Genomic DNA, 15,948 nt, shown 5'->3' with positions numbered 1-15,948 from the left:
CACTCAGGTCGAGGGCTTTTATCGGGCGCCCTCCGCGACGAATTCCGGAACGTCCAGACGGAACGTGCGTTTGCGCGGCAGCGCCTCGAGATTCGCGAGCAACGCTTTTAGCGACGGTTGTAACACGGACGTACTCGCCGCGCCGCGCGCTGCGAAGAGCGGATCGAGCTGCGCCGGCGCATAGAACACGGCCAAGAGCAAATCGTCGTCCGAGAGGAACGGTCCGCGCGCTTTGCGCGTCGCTTCCAGTCGCGGCTCGATGACTTCGCCTGGCCGCCGCGTGATCGCCGCCCTTCCCTTTGTCGTTTCCGCGACGCGCTCTTGGACGATCGGCGCGATCGGTCCGGCCGGCTTACCGTAGTATCCGAGGACGTAGCGTGCGACTTCGTCCGGGATCGTGCCGTAACGTTTGCCGCTGACGACATTGATCGTCGCTTGCGTGATCGCGAATTGCGCGAAGGGGCTCACGAGCACGGGGTATCCGAGGTCTTCGCGCACTTGCGGCGCTTCATCCATCACCTCGCCGATACGATCTTCCATGCCGAGCTCGCGCAGCTGCGAGTGCAGATTCGAGATCATGCCGCCCGGGACTTGGTGCTTGTAAAGGAACGGATCGTACCGGTTGGGTGGCACGATTGGTTTGCCGTACTTGATCGCAACTTCCGTGAAGTGATCTTGCATCTCGAGGAGACCGTCTTCAGAAACACCGACCTCATAGCCCATGCGGCGCAAGTTGCGAGTGCAGTAGAGTGCATCCGGCAACGCGTCGGACGACGCAAGCGGACGAACGGCGGTGTACACGATGTCGGCACCCAGCGGGACGCTTTCGAGTAGTACGAGCTCCCCGACGCTGCCGCGGCAATGCGAATGCAGCTCGAGCGGAATATTCGCATCGATCGCGCGAATCGCCGGAACGAGTGTCCGCGCGCGCTCGACCGAAAGCAAACCGCCGGGGTCTTTGATGCCGAGCACGTCGACACCCAAGGCGAGAATCTCTTTGGCCTTTGCGACGTAGTATTCGTCGGTATGAATCGGACTAATCGTGTACACGACGTGGCCGACGGTTTCCATTCCGCATTCTTTTGCAACGCGCATGGAAAGCTCGATATTGCGAATGTCATGAATCGGGTCAAAACACGTAAAGCGCTTCGCTCCCGTAGCGGCAACGCGACGCACGGCTAACTCGACGACGTCGTCCGGGAACATCTCGAAGGTAAACAAGCTTTGTCCGCGCGTCCACACGTTGAGCGGCGTCTTCTTCACAAGACGCGCAGCCTGGCGCATGCGCTCCCACGGATCCTCGCGCAAGAACCGGACGCAGACGTCGAACACCGCGCCGCCCAGCAGATCGATATAGTCGAAACCCATCTCGTCCATGCGCGGCAAATACGGAAGGACCATCTCGTTCGTCATGCGCGTCGCCCAAAGCGACTGCTGGCCGTCGCGGATCGTGGTGTCGATGAGCTTGATTTTACGCATGTTCACCTCGGGACATCGAAAACAGGGGAACCGTCACTGCCGGTGAGAGCTCTTCGAACGTCACGTGCACCGGTCTGCCGCAGGCAACGTCGTCGATCCGGCCGTGGATGCGGCTGAGCATGCGAATGCCTTCGCTCACGTCGATGATCGCAATCGCATAGGGAATGAGATGCGCGAAGGCCGGTTCGATCTTCTGGCGCACGACAGCAAAAGAATAAATCGTTCCGGTCCCTGACGATTGCACCCACGAGATCGTGCGCGAATCGCAATACGGACAGAATTTGCGGGGATAGAAATGAAAACGCTTGCACGCCGTGCACTGCGGCAGCATCAAGCGATGCTCGCGGCAGCCGTCCCAAAACGGCTTCGCCTCGGGCGAGCGCGTTGGTTGATAGGCGCTTCCCGCGAGCTCCGATTTATAGAGCGTGCGCAGCTCTTTGGGTGACTCGCTCATGCGACCGCTCCGAGGATCGCAGTGACCTCGCTGAAATAGACACCGCCGTTGCCGTGCACGAGCGCGTGACGAGCGCCACGCACTTGGCGTTCTCCGCACTCACCGCGCAACTGACGCACGGCTTCGATCACGAGAAACATCCCGAATGCACCCGGATGCAAGTATGAAAGACCGCCGCCCGAGGTATTGAGCGGAATATCGCCACCCGGACCAAAATCGGTACGCTCGACGAACGTCCCGCCCTCGCCCTTTTTGCAGAGACCGATGTCTTCCAGCATGATCAGCAGCTGGCTCGTAAACGCATCGTAAATTTCGTAGACGTCGATATCATCGAGCGTCAGTCCGGCGCGTTCGAGGGCGCGTGGCGCAGAGATCGCGGCGCCGCTCGTCGTGATATCTTCCTTCTGCGCGATCGAGCGGTGAGTATATGAATGGCCGGCACCAAGAAACGCGACCGGCTTCTTCTTTAGCTTGCCCGCCCGCTCGAGCGTCGTCAACACGTACGCTCCACCCGCGTCCGTCACAAGGCACGAATCAAGCCGGTGAATTGGATCGACGACGGCCGGTGCGGCAAGGACTTCTTCGATAGTAATCGGCTTACGGCGGATCGCCTTTGGATTGAGCGCCGCCCAGCGGCGACTCTCAACGACGAGCTTTGCAAACTGCGCGCGCGTCGTCCCGTATTGATACATGTGGCGCTGCGCGACAAGCGCATACGCGCCGACCGGGAAACACATGCCGAACGGACGCTCGAAATCATCGGCGTACTCCGGCGTCAGGGTGACGTACTCGCCTTGCCGCGGCGTCGTTCCGTACGCGACAAGAACGGTCGAACAGATGCCGGAGCGGATTGCGGCTGCGGCCGTGTCCATGTGCGACACGTTGGAAGCGCCGCCGACGAATGTCTCCTCCAACCACTTCGGTGTAAGCCCCATGTACTCGGAAAAATTGAGGGCCGCCATTCGCCCGCCCGTGTGCGCAACGACACCGTCGATATCGCCTTTGGTCAGACCGGCGTCGGTGAGCGCGTTGCGCGCGGCTTGCGTCTGTAGCTCGAGGCCGGAGCAGTTCGGGAGATCGCCGATCTCATCGGACTCGGCAACGCCGACAATGCAGATGGTATCTGAGCTCACCGCATCACCAAGACGAGTGGCTGACCATATTCGACAAATGCGCCGTCTTCCACCAGATGCGCCGCGATCCGCGCGCCGCTTGGCGCAAGCACGGGAGTCGATTTTTGCGGCGCCTCGATGCGTCCGATGCAGCCGTCGGACGGAATGCCGTCGCCCGGGACAGCGCGGAAAATCCCAACCGCCGGCGATGCGACCTCCGTAGCAATTGGCGCGTCGCCGCGCGCGGTAATCGCGTCGACGACGAGTCCATTTTCTTCGAAGTGCAGCGCACCGCTCGGCCATGCCTCGAGAAGCGCAAGAATCTTGCGCACGTCGCGATAGGTCAATTTGCCGTACGCCAATTCGACGTTCATGCGCCCGGCCTGATCCATATGAGCGGCAACCCGGTTGTGACCGCTTGCTCGTTTTCGGCGGCGATCTCGACGACGGTGCCCGCGACGCCGGCCGAGATCGTATTAAACAGCTTCATCACCTCGACGATGCAGACCGTATCGGAAGCACTCACGCGGCTACCCACTTCGACGAATGGCGGCTCATTCGGCGCCGGCGCACGGAAAAAGGTCCCGCTCATCGGCGCGCGGATCGCAATGAGATCCGAATCGGCGCGCGATTGCGTCGAGGCAGCGGCTGGAACAGGCTGCTCTCTGGCTCCTGCGGCCTGCGCAGCGCGGCCGCGGCCTTGCGGAATGCGCCCGGTGCTCTCGACGTCGACTTCGAGCACGACGTCGCCCTGCGCGAAGTGGAAATGTTTGTAGCCGAGCTCGCGAATCCGCTGCAAGAGCGCGAGGATCTCACCCGCGTTCACGTCATCATCCCTTTCCCGACGAATTGCGTCGTGATATTGCCGGCGCGGAACTCCGGATGATCCAACATTGCGATGTGAAATGGAATCGTCGTCTTGATCCCTTCGATGACGTAGTCGTTCAACGCGCGTTGCATTCGCGTGCGCGATTCTTCGCGATCTTTGCCGTGGACGATAAGCTTCGCGAGCAGCGAATCATAGTTCGGCGGAAAGCAATAACCCTCGTAAGCGTGGCTGTCGACGCGCACGCCGGGACCGGCCGGCGGTAGGTATCGCGTGAGGACGCCGGGGCACGGCATGAAATTTTGCGACGGATCCTCTGCGTTGATACGGCACTCGATCGCGTGTCCGGCGAGTGGAACGTCGCTCCCGATCGAAAGCTTGCCGCCTGAAGCTACGGTCAGCTGCTCCTTCACGATGTCAACTCCGGTGACCATTTCCGTTACGGGGTGCTCGACTTGAATTCGCGCGTTCATCTCGATGAAAAAGAACTCGCGCGTCTTCGGATTGTAAAGAAACTCGACTGTTCCCGCTCCGAAGTAGCCGACGGAACGTGCGGCGTTGACGGCTGCCGTGCACAGCCGCTCGCGAATCGTCTGATCCAATCCGGGCGAGGGCGCCTCTTCGATCAGCTTTTGATGCCGGCGCTGCGTCGAACAATCGCGCTCGCCGAGCGCGACGACTGTGCCGTGCTGATCGGCGAGGATTTGAATCTCAATATGCTTGACTGCATCAAGATAGCGTTCCATGTACATTCCGCCGTCGCCAAAGGCAGCTTCGGCTTCACGCGACGCATCGAGAAATGCAGCGGCGACCCCGGAAGCATCATCGACCACGCGCATGCCGCGCCCTCCGCCTCCGCCGCGCGCCTTCAAGAGAACGGGCATGCCGATCGAGCGCGCCATTTCAGCAGCTTCGGAGGGATCGGAGATCGCGTCCTTCGTTCCGCCGACGACGGGAACGCCGGCCTTCGCGACGGTCTCGCGCGCAATAATCTTGTCGCCGACCGCGCGGATGGCTTGCGGCGACGGTCCGATGAATATCACGCCTTGCGACGCACAGAGCGCCGCAAACTCGGCGTTCTCGGCAAGAAAGCCGTAGCCGGGATGAATCGCATCTGCGCCGGTGCCGAGCGCGGCGGCGACGACGGACGACATGTCGAGATAGCTGCGGCGGCCGGGCGGCGGCCCGATGCAAACTGCGGTATCCGCTTGCTCGACGTGCATCGATTCCGTGTCGGCTTCAGAATAGACGGCGACCGTTTCGATTCCGGCGGCGCGGCATGCTCGAATGACGCGCACCGCAATTTCACCGCGATTTGCAATCAACACGCGTCGAATCATGCGTGTTCCACGACAATCTCGCGCACCCACGGGCGGCGTGCAAGCTCGGCTAACAACTGTGCGGCGGGGGTATCGGCATAAACGTCCCAAGCGGTGCGATCGATTTGTGAGCGCGCCCCGGTGAACGTTCGCATCGCTCCCTGGCTGAGGTGCAACGCCGTAACGTCGTCTTCGCTCGCGACGTCATTTGCCTTCTCTCCGCGCAGCTTCGTACGAAGATGCGAAAGCCCGCTGGCGCCGTTCTCGAGGTTCCAAGCGGCTTGCTCGCAGATCCACGTCGCAACCGGAAGAGCCATGGGCGAATCGCCAAGGCCGGCGCGGATCCGCGCGACCTCAGCCTCGAAGAGCCGGCCCGTATCACGTTCGCGCAAGACGGCCGGCAATTGATGCCGGTCCGTTTCAACGTCGTACAAGACCGGAGCGCCTTTCGGCAGACCGTAGTAGTCTGCAACGCCGAGAAAATAATCTGAAATCGCCGCGACCGTAGCGCCGTCGACCTCCGAATGATAGCCCTCACGCTCAAGATGCTCGGCAAAGAAGTCGGCAGACGGCAACGAGACGCCGCCGGAAAGCGGTTCCGTCGCCGCATGGACCGCCGAGACACCGTAATCGAGTGACGACAAACATGAGATTTCAGCACGGCTCGATCGGCAATGCGTCCGAAGTTCGAGCGGGATCGCACGAATTTGCCGCGCTAGCGCTCCGATGATTACTTGCACGCACTCGGGATGTAAGATGCCGCTGAAATCCAGCAGCGCGATCGCGTTGCACCCGAACTTCACGAGCCTCTGCGCCTTCGCGGCGAAATAGTTTGCATCGTACGCCTCGCCAAGCACGTACACGATGCCGCCGCAAACGGTCAGGCCTAGCTTCTTGCACTCGTCAACGATCGGCTCGAGCGAATCGACGTCGTTGAACGGATCGTAGCAATCGACGCGCGAGACGCCGTTCTTCGCCAGCAGTCGCAGCGTTTTGCGCAGCGTCTTCCTGCCGACGGGTCGGGTGCCGAAGAGATACTTGCCGGCCAGCGAGACGCTGGCAGGCGTATGCGAGAGTCGCTTCGCTGCCAAGCGCAGACGCTCCCAAGGATCCTCACCGAGCCGATCCGCGCACGCGATGAAAACAAACGGGTCGAGCAACTCGACCGCTTTGTATCCAGCCTTGTCCAGCCTCGGAACGATAGGCAGAAGCATCTCGTTCGTCATCATTCCGGCCCATAGCGAAGCTTGCCCGGCCGTCAGCGTGGAATCCACAATTTCTACGGATGAAATATTTGTCATTTAGCTTGACGAATTTTAGCAAATCAGTTTTAATTTGGGCAAGCTAGACCCTTTAAGGGAGGCTCTAACCTGGCATGATCCGTGTCATTTATTGACCTCAAAGGCCGCACGACGATCATTACGGGCGCGGCGGGCGGTATCGGTCGAGCCACAGCCGCGGAGCTCGCCAAAGCCGGATCAAACGTCGCGCTCTTCGATCTGGCGGACGCCGGTGACATCGCGCGTTCGATCGCACTGACGCACGGCGTTCAAGCGCGTGCTTATTGTCTGGACATTCGCGAGGCCGGCTCCCTTGCCGACACCATCGAGGAAACCGCTGGGGATTTCGGTTCGGTCGACCATCTCGTCAATGCTCACGGCGTGCAATATCTCTCCGACCTGGCCTCGTTCTCGGAAGACAAGTGGAAGTTCATCAACGATGTTAATCTTTTCGGAACTTTCCTCACGGTGAAGTCGGCGTGGCCGTATATGGCAAAAGCCGGCCGGGGCAGAATCGTCAACTTGGCGAGCGTTCACGGTATCGTGGCGTCGCCGCTCAAGTCTGCCTATATTGCTTCAAAGCACGGGGTCGTCGGCTTGACCCGCGCGGCCGCCGTCGAAGGCGCATCCGCCGGAATTACGGCGAACGCAATCTGCCCGGGTGCCGTTCTTACGGAAATGGTGACCCGCCAAGGACCGGAATACGTCAAACGTTTCGGCGGCGGCATCTCCGAGGAGGAAGCGCTCAGCCGCGCGTTTCTCGAAACGATGCCGACTCGCCGCTTCATCGATCCAAGCGAGATCGGTCAGCTCTGTACCTATCTTTGTTCGGATGCCGCACGCTCGATCACAGGCTCGATCATCCCCATCGATGGTGGATGGTCGGCACACTGAACGCCGGAGGGGACCCCGCGTGAAGAAATTCATTTGCTTCCTGATTTTGATGTCGCTCGCCGGCAGCGCAAGCTACGCGGCGCCTTCGCGAACGTTTACACCGTGGGGCTGGCCGCAGCCGTACGACCAGGTTTCACAGAAGTCGATCGACTGGCTCAAATCGAAGGGGTATTGGCCGCTTTCAATCGCGTGGACGGGGCCGTGGTCGGGTGAGGACAGCATCGCAACGGCGATGGAGCATCTGCAGCTGCTTCAAAAGCGCGGCGTCGAGGCCAAATACACCGAATACATCGGCGGCCCACCGATCAACGAGTCGATGCTCGCCGGCCGCTCGCAAGTCGGTTTCGAAGGCAACTTCCCGTTCACGACGCTGCTCGTCAAGCAATTCCCCGTCGTCGATCTTGCGGTGCTTAGCCCGAATCTGTTGCATTGCGTCGTCGTGCCGAATGACTCGCCGTACAAGTCCCTCAAAGATTGGGCCAATCAAAAGACGCCGCTCAGCGTCGGAGTGCTGATCGGCTCGTCGCCTGAGTTCTATTTCCAAGACGCAGCGCGCGTCAACGGCGTCGTGATCGGCAAGGACGTTACGCTTGTGAACATGCCGGTCGCGGACGAGATCACAATGCCGCGCGGTATCGCCGGCGTCGTTCCTTGGGAGCCGACGTGCTCGTTCATGGCCGACTATCTGAAGACGGGCAGGATCATGGATGAAAGCTACGCCTACAGCATGTATGAGGGCAATTACTACGTCACCGCGGATGTCGTAAAAAATGCGCCCGACGTCGCGCAAGCGTTGACCGACGCGTTCATGGAAGCGACACTCTACATTCGCTATCATCCCGACGAGGTCGTTGACTGGCTGAGCGTCGACCCGATGCTCAAGCACTTTCCGAAAGCGATGCTCGCGCAGCAGCAACTCGATTACAACAACCTGTATAAGCCGACCGCCGCATATCCGTTCCCCCGGTATTGGGCGACGGAGAATGCACGCATCGCAGAATTTCTCTACAAGAATAAGACCGTCACGCGCTTGTTGACCGCTCAAGATTACTTCGTGGCGTGGGATCCCCACTACATGGACGCGACGTTCAAGAAGCTCGGCTGGAAAGTACCGAGCACGCCGCCTTGGATTCCGAAAAACTGGCCCGGGAGAATCGGCCACCCACCGTATCCGACCTATTACAACACTTCAACATTGAAAAAGCCGCAGCCGTGGCCCGAAAAGGGTGATCTAACCGCGGCTTGGCAATTTGAAGGTAAGACGTATCAACCGTAATCTATAGGGACACGCTTGGCCAAGCTCGTCGTCGATCACGTCAATAAAGTCTTTCGCCTCGCGCGCGAGCGCACGGAACTGGTCGCCCTCAAAGACATTTCGTTTACGGTCGAGGACGGCCAGTTCTATAGCGTGCTCGGCCATAGCGGCTGCGGGAAGACCACGCTCTTGAACATGATCGCGGCGCACGAGAAGCCGACCAGCGGAACTTTGACGATCGATGGAAAGCCGATCGTCTCGCCCGATTGGACGAAGACGATCGTGTTTCAAGAGCACGCGCTTTTCCCGTGGTACTCGGTATACCGGAACATCACGTTCGGCCTCGAGATGAAACGTTTGCCGCGGTCTGAGATCAAAGAGATCGCGGCGCGCTACATCGATCTCGTTGGACTGCGCGGCTTTGAAGATCGCTATCCGGGCGAACTGTCGGGCGGCATGCGGCAACGCGTCTCGCTGGCGCGTTCGCTCGCCGTGCAGCCGTTGATCCTGCTGATGGACGAGCCGCTCGCCGCGCTCGACGCACAAACGCGAATGTTCATGCAAGACGAGCTCGAGCGCATCTGGCAACGCGACCGCAAGACCGTCGTGATGGTGACACACAGCATCGAGGAGGCGGTTAAACTCTCGGACGTCATCCTGGTTCTCTCGCCGCGCCCGGGCCGCGTCCGTTCGGTGTTTGCGATCGACTTGCCGCGGCCGCGTAAAGAGACCGACCCGCGCTTCCTTGAGATCAAGGAGCAGATCCGCGACCTGATCTTTCAGGACTTCGTCGAAAGCGCTTTGTAGGTTATGGAGCTTCTTCGGCGCATTGCCTGGGTGCGCAATTTCGGTTTCGTTGCGATTGTCGTGATCGTGTGGCAATTCTTCAGCGGCTACGTATTTCCGAAGACGCATCCGTCGTTCGTGACGCTGATGCCGCCACCGTCGGCGGTTGCCGTCGCGGCCTACCAGCTTGTCGTCACCGGCGAGCTCGGAATTCAGGCGTGGGCGAGCTTCGAGCGCGAGATGGTCGCATTCATAGCCGCAGCGCTAACCGCGATTCCGCTTGGCATGGCGATGGGTTGGTGGCGCAGCTTCTACAATCAGATGATTCCTTTGACCGAGATGCTGCGGCCGATGCCGCCGCTGGCATGGATTCCGCTCGGCATCTTATGGTTCGGCGTCGGCAATACGGAAAATGAGTTCATTATCTTTCTCGCGGTGTTCTTTCCGGTCCTGATCAACACGATCGCGGGAATTCGTTCCGTCGATCTTCAGATGATTCGCGCGGCGCGCAGCCTCGGCGCCAACGAAAGCGCAATTCTGTTTCGCGTCGCGTGGAATGCCGCACTGCCGCAGATTTTCACCGGCCTGCGCGTCGGCTTCGGCATCGGGTGGATGGCGCTGGTCGCCGCCGAGATCACCGGGGCACGAACCGGCCTCGGATTTCTGATGTGGGACTCGCGCAACTTTCTGCGCACCGACATCATTATTACGTGCATGGTCACGATCGGCTTTCTCGGCCTAGCGTTCGATCAGGTCTTGCTGCTCCTCATGCGTTGGGCGCTGCCGTGGTGGCGGGAAGCTCGCTGAACATGAACTCTGACGCGCAAACGCGCGCAAACGCCGCACAGATGCCCGTCCTCGAATTTGCGACGACCGCGTTCACCGTACCGCCGCGGCTATCGCAAGCGACGGTAGCGATCGTGACGACCGGCGCGCTCGTCGGCGACGGTCACGCGGATTGGAATCAAGGCGAGGAAACATTTCGCGTACTCCCGCGCGCCCAGCGCGCCTTCCGCATGGCGCATTGGAGTCTCAACTTCGATCGCACCGGCTTTACGAGCGACATCAACGTGCTCTATCCGATCGACCGCCTCGAAGAGCTTGCGGCCGAAGGCATCATCGGCGGCGTCGCGCCACGGCATCTTTCATTCATGGGCGCTCTGCACGATACGCTCTCGACGATTCGTCTGGACACCGGACCCGCAGCCGCCAAGCTGCTGCGCGACGACGGCGTAAGCGTGGTGCTACTGACCGGAGCTTGACCGATGTGCACGCGCACAGGTGGTGCGCTCGCACACGTGCTCGAACAACAAGGGCTCGCGACCGTTCAGCTTTCGTCCGTGCGCGGTCACACGGAGCGCATCAAACCGCCGCGCGCATTGTACTGCGAATTTCCGTTCGGGCGTCCGCTCGGAAAACCAAACGATGCAGCGTTTCAGCGCAGCGTTATCATGGCAGCCTTCGGATTGCTCGCGAGCACAGAGGGTCCGATCCTCGAAGATTTTCCCGAGCGCATCGCAGACGCCACCGACACGCCGATGACGTGCACGCTGCCGCCGTCATTCAATGGAGCGACGTCTTCGGTAATCGACGAAGCGCGCGCGCTGCGCTCCGCATACGAACGTCAGCTCAAGCGCAGCGGACGCACGTCGGTTGGGATAACCGGCGGCGTCGAAACGATCCCGGCGCTGCTCGAAGCCTTCTTAAAGATCGCGGCCGGCACGTCACCTGACGATGCGGGGCTGCCGAGCGAGCCGCATCGCGCCGCGCTCGACGTCCGCGCGTATTACGAAGAGGCCGCGCTCGCGCTCGCCGATCATGTGCCGGAAGCGCGCGCGACGGAATCGTGGTTTTTCCAGCAGACGGAGGCCGGAAAGCTCTTGCGATCTGCACAGCAACAATTGATTGCAGCCGGCCGGACGGATTACTTAGATACGATCGTGCCGCGAGGTCAAGAGTAACGCGCGTATAGCGCCCGCGCGAATCCCTTATCGAACCACGCGTTTTGAGATAAGCGCTGGAACCACGGCGTCGAGCGCGAGCGCTTGCGTTCTTCGGCAAGTGCTCGTCGTGGTACCACGGAAGAAAGATTCGTCATGGAACTTGACAAATGCTGCCCTACCGGCAGAACTGCGAGGACCTATGAACCGAACCTCGTTCGCGACAAGCATGCTCGGCGCGCTCGGCGCAGCTTCCGTAGCCGCGCCCCGAATTGCACGCGCAGCAGATGAATTTCCAAGCCGTCCGATCACGCTGATCGTTCCGTGGGGACCCGGCGGCGGCTCCGATCAGGTCGGACGTGCCGTCGCTAAATCTCTGCAAGACGTCCTGAAAGGGACGTCGGTCCCAGTCATCAACGTGCCCGGCGCCGACGGTAACGACGGCATGGTTAAGCTCGTCGGCAGCGACGCCGACGGCTACACGATGGCCGTGTTCATCGTGGACACGTTCGTCGGCAACATGACGTCGAAGACTTCGGCCGCGTGGCATATGAGCGACATCACGCCGCTGGCGGTGATGAATCGTCAGCCGTACACGTATTTCGTATCGTCGACCGGCCCGTACAAGTCGTGGGCGGATCTCGAGAAAGCCTCCAAAACGACGCAGATCAAAATCGCGATCGACGGGTTCGGCAGCTGTGAAGATCTGCTCACGAAATTCTTGGCCCGCAGGGGCGTGAAACTTACGGTGATTCCGTTTGCGAAACCCGGAGAACGCTACGCGGCGCTCCTGGGAAATCAGGTCGATCTGATGACCGAGCCCGACGGCAACCTTCGCCGCTACATCGAGGGCGGACAGATGCGGCCGGTGATGGTGTTCGACACGAAGAGAGTTCCCCAGATGCCGGGCGTACCGACCGCGATCGAGGCCGGCTACAAGGTGGCACCATTGTTCTGGCGCTCCTTCGTGGTAAAGGCGGGGACGGACCCGCGCATCGTTGCGTTCTTATCCGACGCGTTTGCTCGCGTCTATAAATCGGCTGACTATCAGCAATTTATGGATTACACCTGGTCTGCCAAAGACAGCTACGTGTCTGCAAAAGATGTCCCGGCCTTCTACCGGAGATCGCAGCAGCAGATACAAGAAATTGAGGGAGCGTAATGACCCCGACGATCGGCGTGATGATGGGAGATCGACATGGAATCGGTCCCGAAATCACGGCACGTTTTCTCGCAGAACCCGACCTCGATCGGATTGGGAAGATCGTCTTGTTCGGAGATCCCGCCGTACTCGAATTCGGACAGCGGGTCGCAAACGTTTCAAAAGCCGCGGTTTCCCGATTCGTTTCAAAATCGCGGCCTTCCGAAGGCGCCGGTGAGGCACGCGTAAGCTCAACTGCCGGTTCTGAAGTCCTTGACACCTGGAAGCAAATGATTCAAGCCGCGCAGCGCGGCGAGATCGACGCAATTCTCTACGCACCGGTAAACAAAGAGGCGATGCATCTGGGCGGCCTACGCGAAAACGACGATCTGGAGTTTTTCTGCGCCCAACTGGATTTCAAAGGCTATACGAACTGGATCTACGTTCTCGAACCGATGTGGATGTCGCGCATCACAGGTCACGCTTCGATTCGTGACGTGCCTGACCTGATCACCAAAGAAAATGTGCTGCAATCGATCCAACTCCTCGATCGGACCATTGCCCCCGCGAAAAAGACGAAGCCGAAAATCGCGGTAGCCGGATTGAATCCGCACGCCGGTGACGGCGGCCTCTACGGCGACGAAGAAATCAAGAGCATTGCTCCGGCGATCGCCGACGCCCGCCAACTCGGCATTGACGTAGACGGTCCGTTCCCGCCTGATTCTGTGTTTGTACGTGCGCAGGCGCATTCGTACGACGGGGTCGTGACGATGTATCACGATCAAGGCGGAATTGCGATGAAGCTCCTTGGGTTTGGGAAGGGAGTCGCCCTCATGGGCGGTCTCCCATTCCCCGTCGTGACTCCCGGTCACGGAACGGCCTACGACATCGCCGGTCGAGGCATCGCGCAGTCGCTCGGCGTGAAGCAGACGTTCCAGATCGCTTGCCGCCTTGCCGGCGGCTCGAAGGTCAGTGTGTCGCTGCGATGAGTGTGTCGACGTCCTTGCGTCGCGCAGCAAAGAACGCTGGCAGGTCTTTCGCCGCAACATAGCTGTCGGGATCGGACCACGACGACTTCAAGAACGCTTGGAAGTCCGCGGTTTTGTACGCGCTTGCTAAAGCGCGATCGAGAAACGCCACGTTCTTCGGATCGGTGCCCGCCTTGACGGCGATGGTGCGCCATTCTTCCAGGACGACCTTGTAGCCGACTTCGTGCGCCGTCGGGCAGTAAGGGACGACCCCAAGACGTTTTTCGGCCCAGACGCAAATTGGCTTCATCTGACCGGATTCGACATAATGACTCACATTGCCGATCGGATCGCACATGACTTCGACCTGGTTTCCGAGCAGCGCCGCATAGCGTTCGCCCGGTTTCGCAAATGCGACCTGTGTAAGTTTCAAGCCGCCCTTATTGGCAAAGTACTTGGTTCCAATATCCTCCGCGCTTCCGTACCCGGTGATGGCGACGCGCATCTGCGTAGTCTTCGCGGCTTTCTCGAATGAGGCCCAATCCTTGTATGGGCTGTCCTTCGAAAGATAATATGCAAACGGCATGGTGTTCATCATCGCGAGCGGTGTGATGTCGCTCAAGTGCCAAGCCGGCGGCGTCTTCGCGGTTATGTTGCCGACGAACGTGTCCGCGATAAAAATGACCATGGTGTAGCCGTCGGCGTCGCCGCCGGCCAACCTGACCATCCCGTCGTTACCGTCGGCGCCGGGGACGTTGATGACGGGGATCGAGGTCCCTTTCAGAACGTCTTGGAGATTCTTGGCAACCGCGCGTCCGACTTGATCGGAGCCGCCGCCCGGCCCCCATGGAACAATCAACGTGATCGGACGGCTTGGATACGCATCTTCTGCACGCGCCAACTGCGGCGTAGCGACCGTCGCTGCGCCGAGCGCACCGAGCATGCTCGCGGTGAATGTGGTTCGTTTCATGATTCCCCTCCCAGCAAAATAGGTTTAGGTTTGCGCCCCAGAATTTCGCGCACCAGCGGGTAGGCGAGTGCGACGATCGAGAGTCCGATCAGCGTCCCGCTGATCGGGTGCCGCAGAAAAATCGTCCAGTCATTGTTGTAGCTCACCATGGTTTGGATGAACGAGCTCTCTGCGAGCGGACCGAGGATGACGCCCAACACCATCGGTGCGATTGGAAACCGAAATCGTTCGAAAAGAAAACCGAGAACGCCGAAGACGACGATGATCCAGACGTCGTTCATGCTGTTGCGATCCGCATAAGCGCCGACGATGCAAAAGACCATGACAATCGCGACCAAGAGCGGCTGCGGTATCTTGAGCACCTTGACGACCACTTTGATCCAGACGAAGCCCATCACGCACATGCCGATGACGCCGACGAACAACGAGGCGAGGATAGAGTAGACGACGATCTTCGAATCGGGCTGCGTGAAGAGCAGCGGTCCCGGCTGCACGCCATGCAGTAAGAACGCGCCGAGGATGACCGCCGTCGCACCGCTGCCGGGTAATCCCAGCGTCAAGAGTGGGATCATGTGACCGGCAACCGATGCAGTCGAACCGATCTGGGGTGCAACGATCCCTTCGGGGACGCCCTTGCCCAACTGATCGCGGCGCTTGCCGTACTGCTTTTCTATGCCGTACGAGATGAACGACGTGATGGTCGCGCCGGCGCCCGGAACGATCCCGAGAATCGTGCCCAAGATGCTGCTGCGAATGAAGGTCGAGCGGATCGACCACATTTCACGCAGCGACGGGAACGACGTACCGACGGCGACGTCGTCCGGCGGTTTTTCGATCTTCGGAAGACCCCGGCCGACGCGGCTGATGAGCTCGCCGAGACCGTACATGCCGACCAGGATCACGACGTACGGCAAACCGCCCATCAGAACCGGCATGCCGAACGTGAAGCGCTGCGCACTGTACGTCTGATCGACGCCGATCGTTGCGATCCAGAGTCCAATCAGCAAGCTGATGAAGGCATTGACGAACGATTTTCCGGCCAGCGCAGCGATCGATGTAAATCCGAAGAACACTGCCGCAAAATATTCGGGCGGTCCGAATTTGAGCGCCGCGTTGCTAAACGGTACCGCGAGCGCAACCATCACCGCTGATGAGATCAGACCGCCGGTGAGTGCGGCGACGAGCGCCCAACCAAGAGCCTTTGCAGCTTCCCCGCGCTGCGTCATGCTGTAGCCGTCCCACAGCAGCGGAACGTCCATCGGTTCGCCGGGAATCCGGTACAAGATCGCGGTGAAGCATCCGGCGTACGTTCCGGAAACGTAGATCGCCGTCAGCAAGATGATCGCCGGCTCGATCGGCATGCGGTACGTAAACGGCAGCGCCAACACCACGCCCATGACGAGACCCAAGCCCGGCATAATCGAGACGGCCATCCCGATCAAGAGACCGAGCAACAACATCGAAAAGTCTCCGAGCGAGAAGACATGCAGGAGGCCGGAGCCGAGACTGTTGAGCACGTCCATG

Annotated in this window: 17 protein-coding genes; 8 read left to right on the top strand and 9 right to left on the bottom strand. The window is 60.2% G+C overall.

Going from position 1 to position 15,948, the window contains the following annotated elements:
• Window positions 1–18 precede the first annotated feature (18 nt).
• The 7 genes from VGG22_12070 to VGG22_12040 are packed head-to-tail and all read right to left on the bottom strand — an operon-like array spanning window position 19 to window position 6,464.
• Window positions 19–1,479: a pyruvate carboxylase subunit B gene (locus tag VGG22_12070; GenBank protein HEY1729104.1), complete on the bottom strand. Its 1,461-nt coding sequence runs from the start codon at window positions 1,477–1,479 to the stop codon at window positions 19–21.
• A complete protein-coding gene (locus VGG22_12065; GenBank protein HEY1729103.1) occupies window positions 1,472–1,933 on the bottom strand; it encodes a Zn-ribbon domain-containing OB-fold protein in 462 nt (153 codons plus the stop codon). Before VGG22_12065 ends, VGG22_12070 begins: the two co-directional genes overlap by 8 nt.
• Window positions 1,930–3,066, bottom strand: a complete 1,137-nt coding sequence (locus VGG22_12060) for an acetyl-CoA acetyltransferase (GenBank protein ID HEY1729102.1) — start codon at window positions 3,064–3,066, stop codon at window positions 1,930–1,932. The genes VGG22_12065 and VGG22_12060 overlap by 4 nt, the downstream gene beginning before the upstream one ends.
• Window positions 3,063–3,419 (bottom strand): hypothetical protein, encoded by a 357-nt coding sequence (locus tag VGG22_12055; GenBank protein HEY1729101.1) that lies wholly within the window; start codon window positions 3,417–3,419, stop codon window positions 3,063–3,065. Before VGG22_12055 ends, VGG22_12060 begins: the two co-directional genes overlap by 4 nt.
• Window positions 3,416–3,871: an acetyl-CoA carboxylase biotin carboxyl carrier protein gene (gene accB / locus VGG22_12050; protein HEY1729100.1), complete on the bottom strand. Its 456-nt coding sequence runs from the start codon at window positions 3,869–3,871 to the stop codon at window positions 3,416–3,418. Before accB ends, VGG22_12055 begins: the two co-directional genes overlap by 4 nt.
• On the bottom strand, window positions 3,868–5,211 hold the full coding sequence (gene accC, locus VGG22_12045; protein ID HEY1729099.1) for an acetyl-CoA carboxylase biotin carboxylase subunit: 1,344 nt from the start codon (window positions 5,209–5,211) through the stop codon (window positions 3,868–3,870). Before accC ends, accB begins: the two co-directional genes overlap by 4 nt.
• Window positions 5,208–6,464: a hypothetical protein gene (locus VGG22_12040; GenBank protein ID HEY1729098.1), complete on the bottom strand. Its 1,257-nt coding sequence runs from the start codon at window positions 6,462–6,464 to the stop codon at window positions 5,208–5,210. Before VGG22_12040 ends, accC begins: the two co-directional genes overlap by 4 nt.
• Window positions 6,465–6,572: 108 nt before the next feature.
• Here VGG22_12040 and VGG22_12035 point away from each other — a divergent pair, with 108 nt between their 5' ends.
• The 8 genes from VGG22_12035 (at window position 6,573) to VGG22_12000 (ending at window position 13,475) form a co-directional block, all read left to right on the top strand.
• Window positions 6,573–7,364 (top strand): 3-hydroxybutyrate dehydrogenase, encoded by a 792-nt coding sequence (locus VGG22_12035; GenBank protein ID HEY1729097.1) that lies wholly within the window; start codon window positions 6,573–6,575, stop codon window positions 7,362–7,364.
• Between the two features lie 19 nt (window positions 7,365–7,383).
• Window positions 7,384–8,640, top strand: a complete 1,257-nt coding sequence (locus tag VGG22_12030; protein ID HEY1729096.1) for an ABC transporter substrate-binding protein — start codon at window positions 7,384–7,386, stop codon at window positions 8,638–8,640.
• A 15-nt stretch (window positions 8,641–8,655) separates the two neighbouring features.
• Window positions 8,656–9,426, top strand: a complete 771-nt coding sequence (locus VGG22_12025) for an ABC transporter ATP-binding protein (protein HEY1729095.1) — start codon at window positions 8,656–8,658, stop codon at window positions 9,424–9,426.
• A gap of 3 nt (window positions 9,427–9,429) precedes the next feature.
• Complete coding sequence (locus tag VGG22_12020; GenBank protein HEY1729094.1) at window positions 9,430–10,212, top strand: ABC transporter permease; 783 nt, start codon at window positions 9,430–9,432, stop codon at window positions 10,210–10,212.
• Window positions 10,213–10,214: 2 nt separating this feature from the next.
• The gene (locus tag VGG22_12015) at window positions 10,215–10,667 is read left to right on the top strand and encodes a glycine/sarcosine/betaine reductase selenoprotein B family protein (protein ID HEY1729093.1); all 453 of its coding nucleotides are present in this window, start codon (window positions 10,215–10,217) and stop codon (window positions 10,665–10,667) included.
• A 3-nt stretch (window positions 10,668–10,670) separates the two neighbouring features.
• Window positions 10,671–11,366: a hypothetical protein gene (locus tag VGG22_12010; GenBank protein ID HEY1729092.1), complete on the top strand. Its 696-nt coding sequence runs from the start codon at window positions 10,671–10,673 to the stop codon at window positions 11,364–11,366.
• Window positions 11,367–11,547: 181 nt separating this feature from the next.
• Window positions 11,548–12,507 (top strand): tripartite tricarboxylate transporter substrate binding protein, encoded by a 960-nt coding sequence (locus VGG22_12005; GenBank protein HEY1729091.1) that lies wholly within the window; start codon window positions 11,548–11,550, stop codon window positions 12,505–12,507.
• Window positions 12,507–13,475, top strand: a complete 969-nt coding sequence (locus tag VGG22_12000; protein ID HEY1729090.1) for a 4-hydroxythreonine-4-phosphate dehydrogenase PdxA — start codon at window positions 12,507–12,509, stop codon at window positions 13,473–13,475. Before VGG22_12005 ends, VGG22_12000 begins: the two co-directional genes overlap by 1 nt.
• Here the strand turns inward: VGG22_12000 and VGG22_11995 are convergent.
• Window positions 13,456–14,424, bottom strand: coding sequence for a tripartite tricarboxylate transporter substrate binding protein (locus VGG22_11995; protein HEY1729089.1), 969 nt, complete (start codon window positions 14,422–14,424; stop codon window positions 13,456–13,458). The genes VGG22_12000 and VGG22_11995 overlap by 20 nt on opposite strands.
• Window positions 14,421–15,947, bottom strand: coding sequence for a tripartite tricarboxylate transporter permease (locus VGG22_11990; GenBank protein ID HEY1729088.1), 1,527 nt, complete (start codon window positions 15,945–15,947; stop codon window positions 14,421–14,423). The genes VGG22_11995 and VGG22_11990 overlap by 4 nt, the downstream gene beginning before the upstream one ends.
• Window position 15,948 lies beyond the last annotated feature (1 nt).

The sequence above is a fragment of the Candidatus Baltobacteraceae bacterium genome, assembly GCA_036489885.1.
Taxonomy (GTDB): Bacteria; Vulcanimicrobiota; Vulcanimicrobiia; order Vulcanimicrobiales; family Vulcanimicrobiaceae; genus JAFAMS01.
Note: the sequence above shows the minus strand (reverse complement) of the source record. Positions and strands in the feature narration are given on the sequence as shown.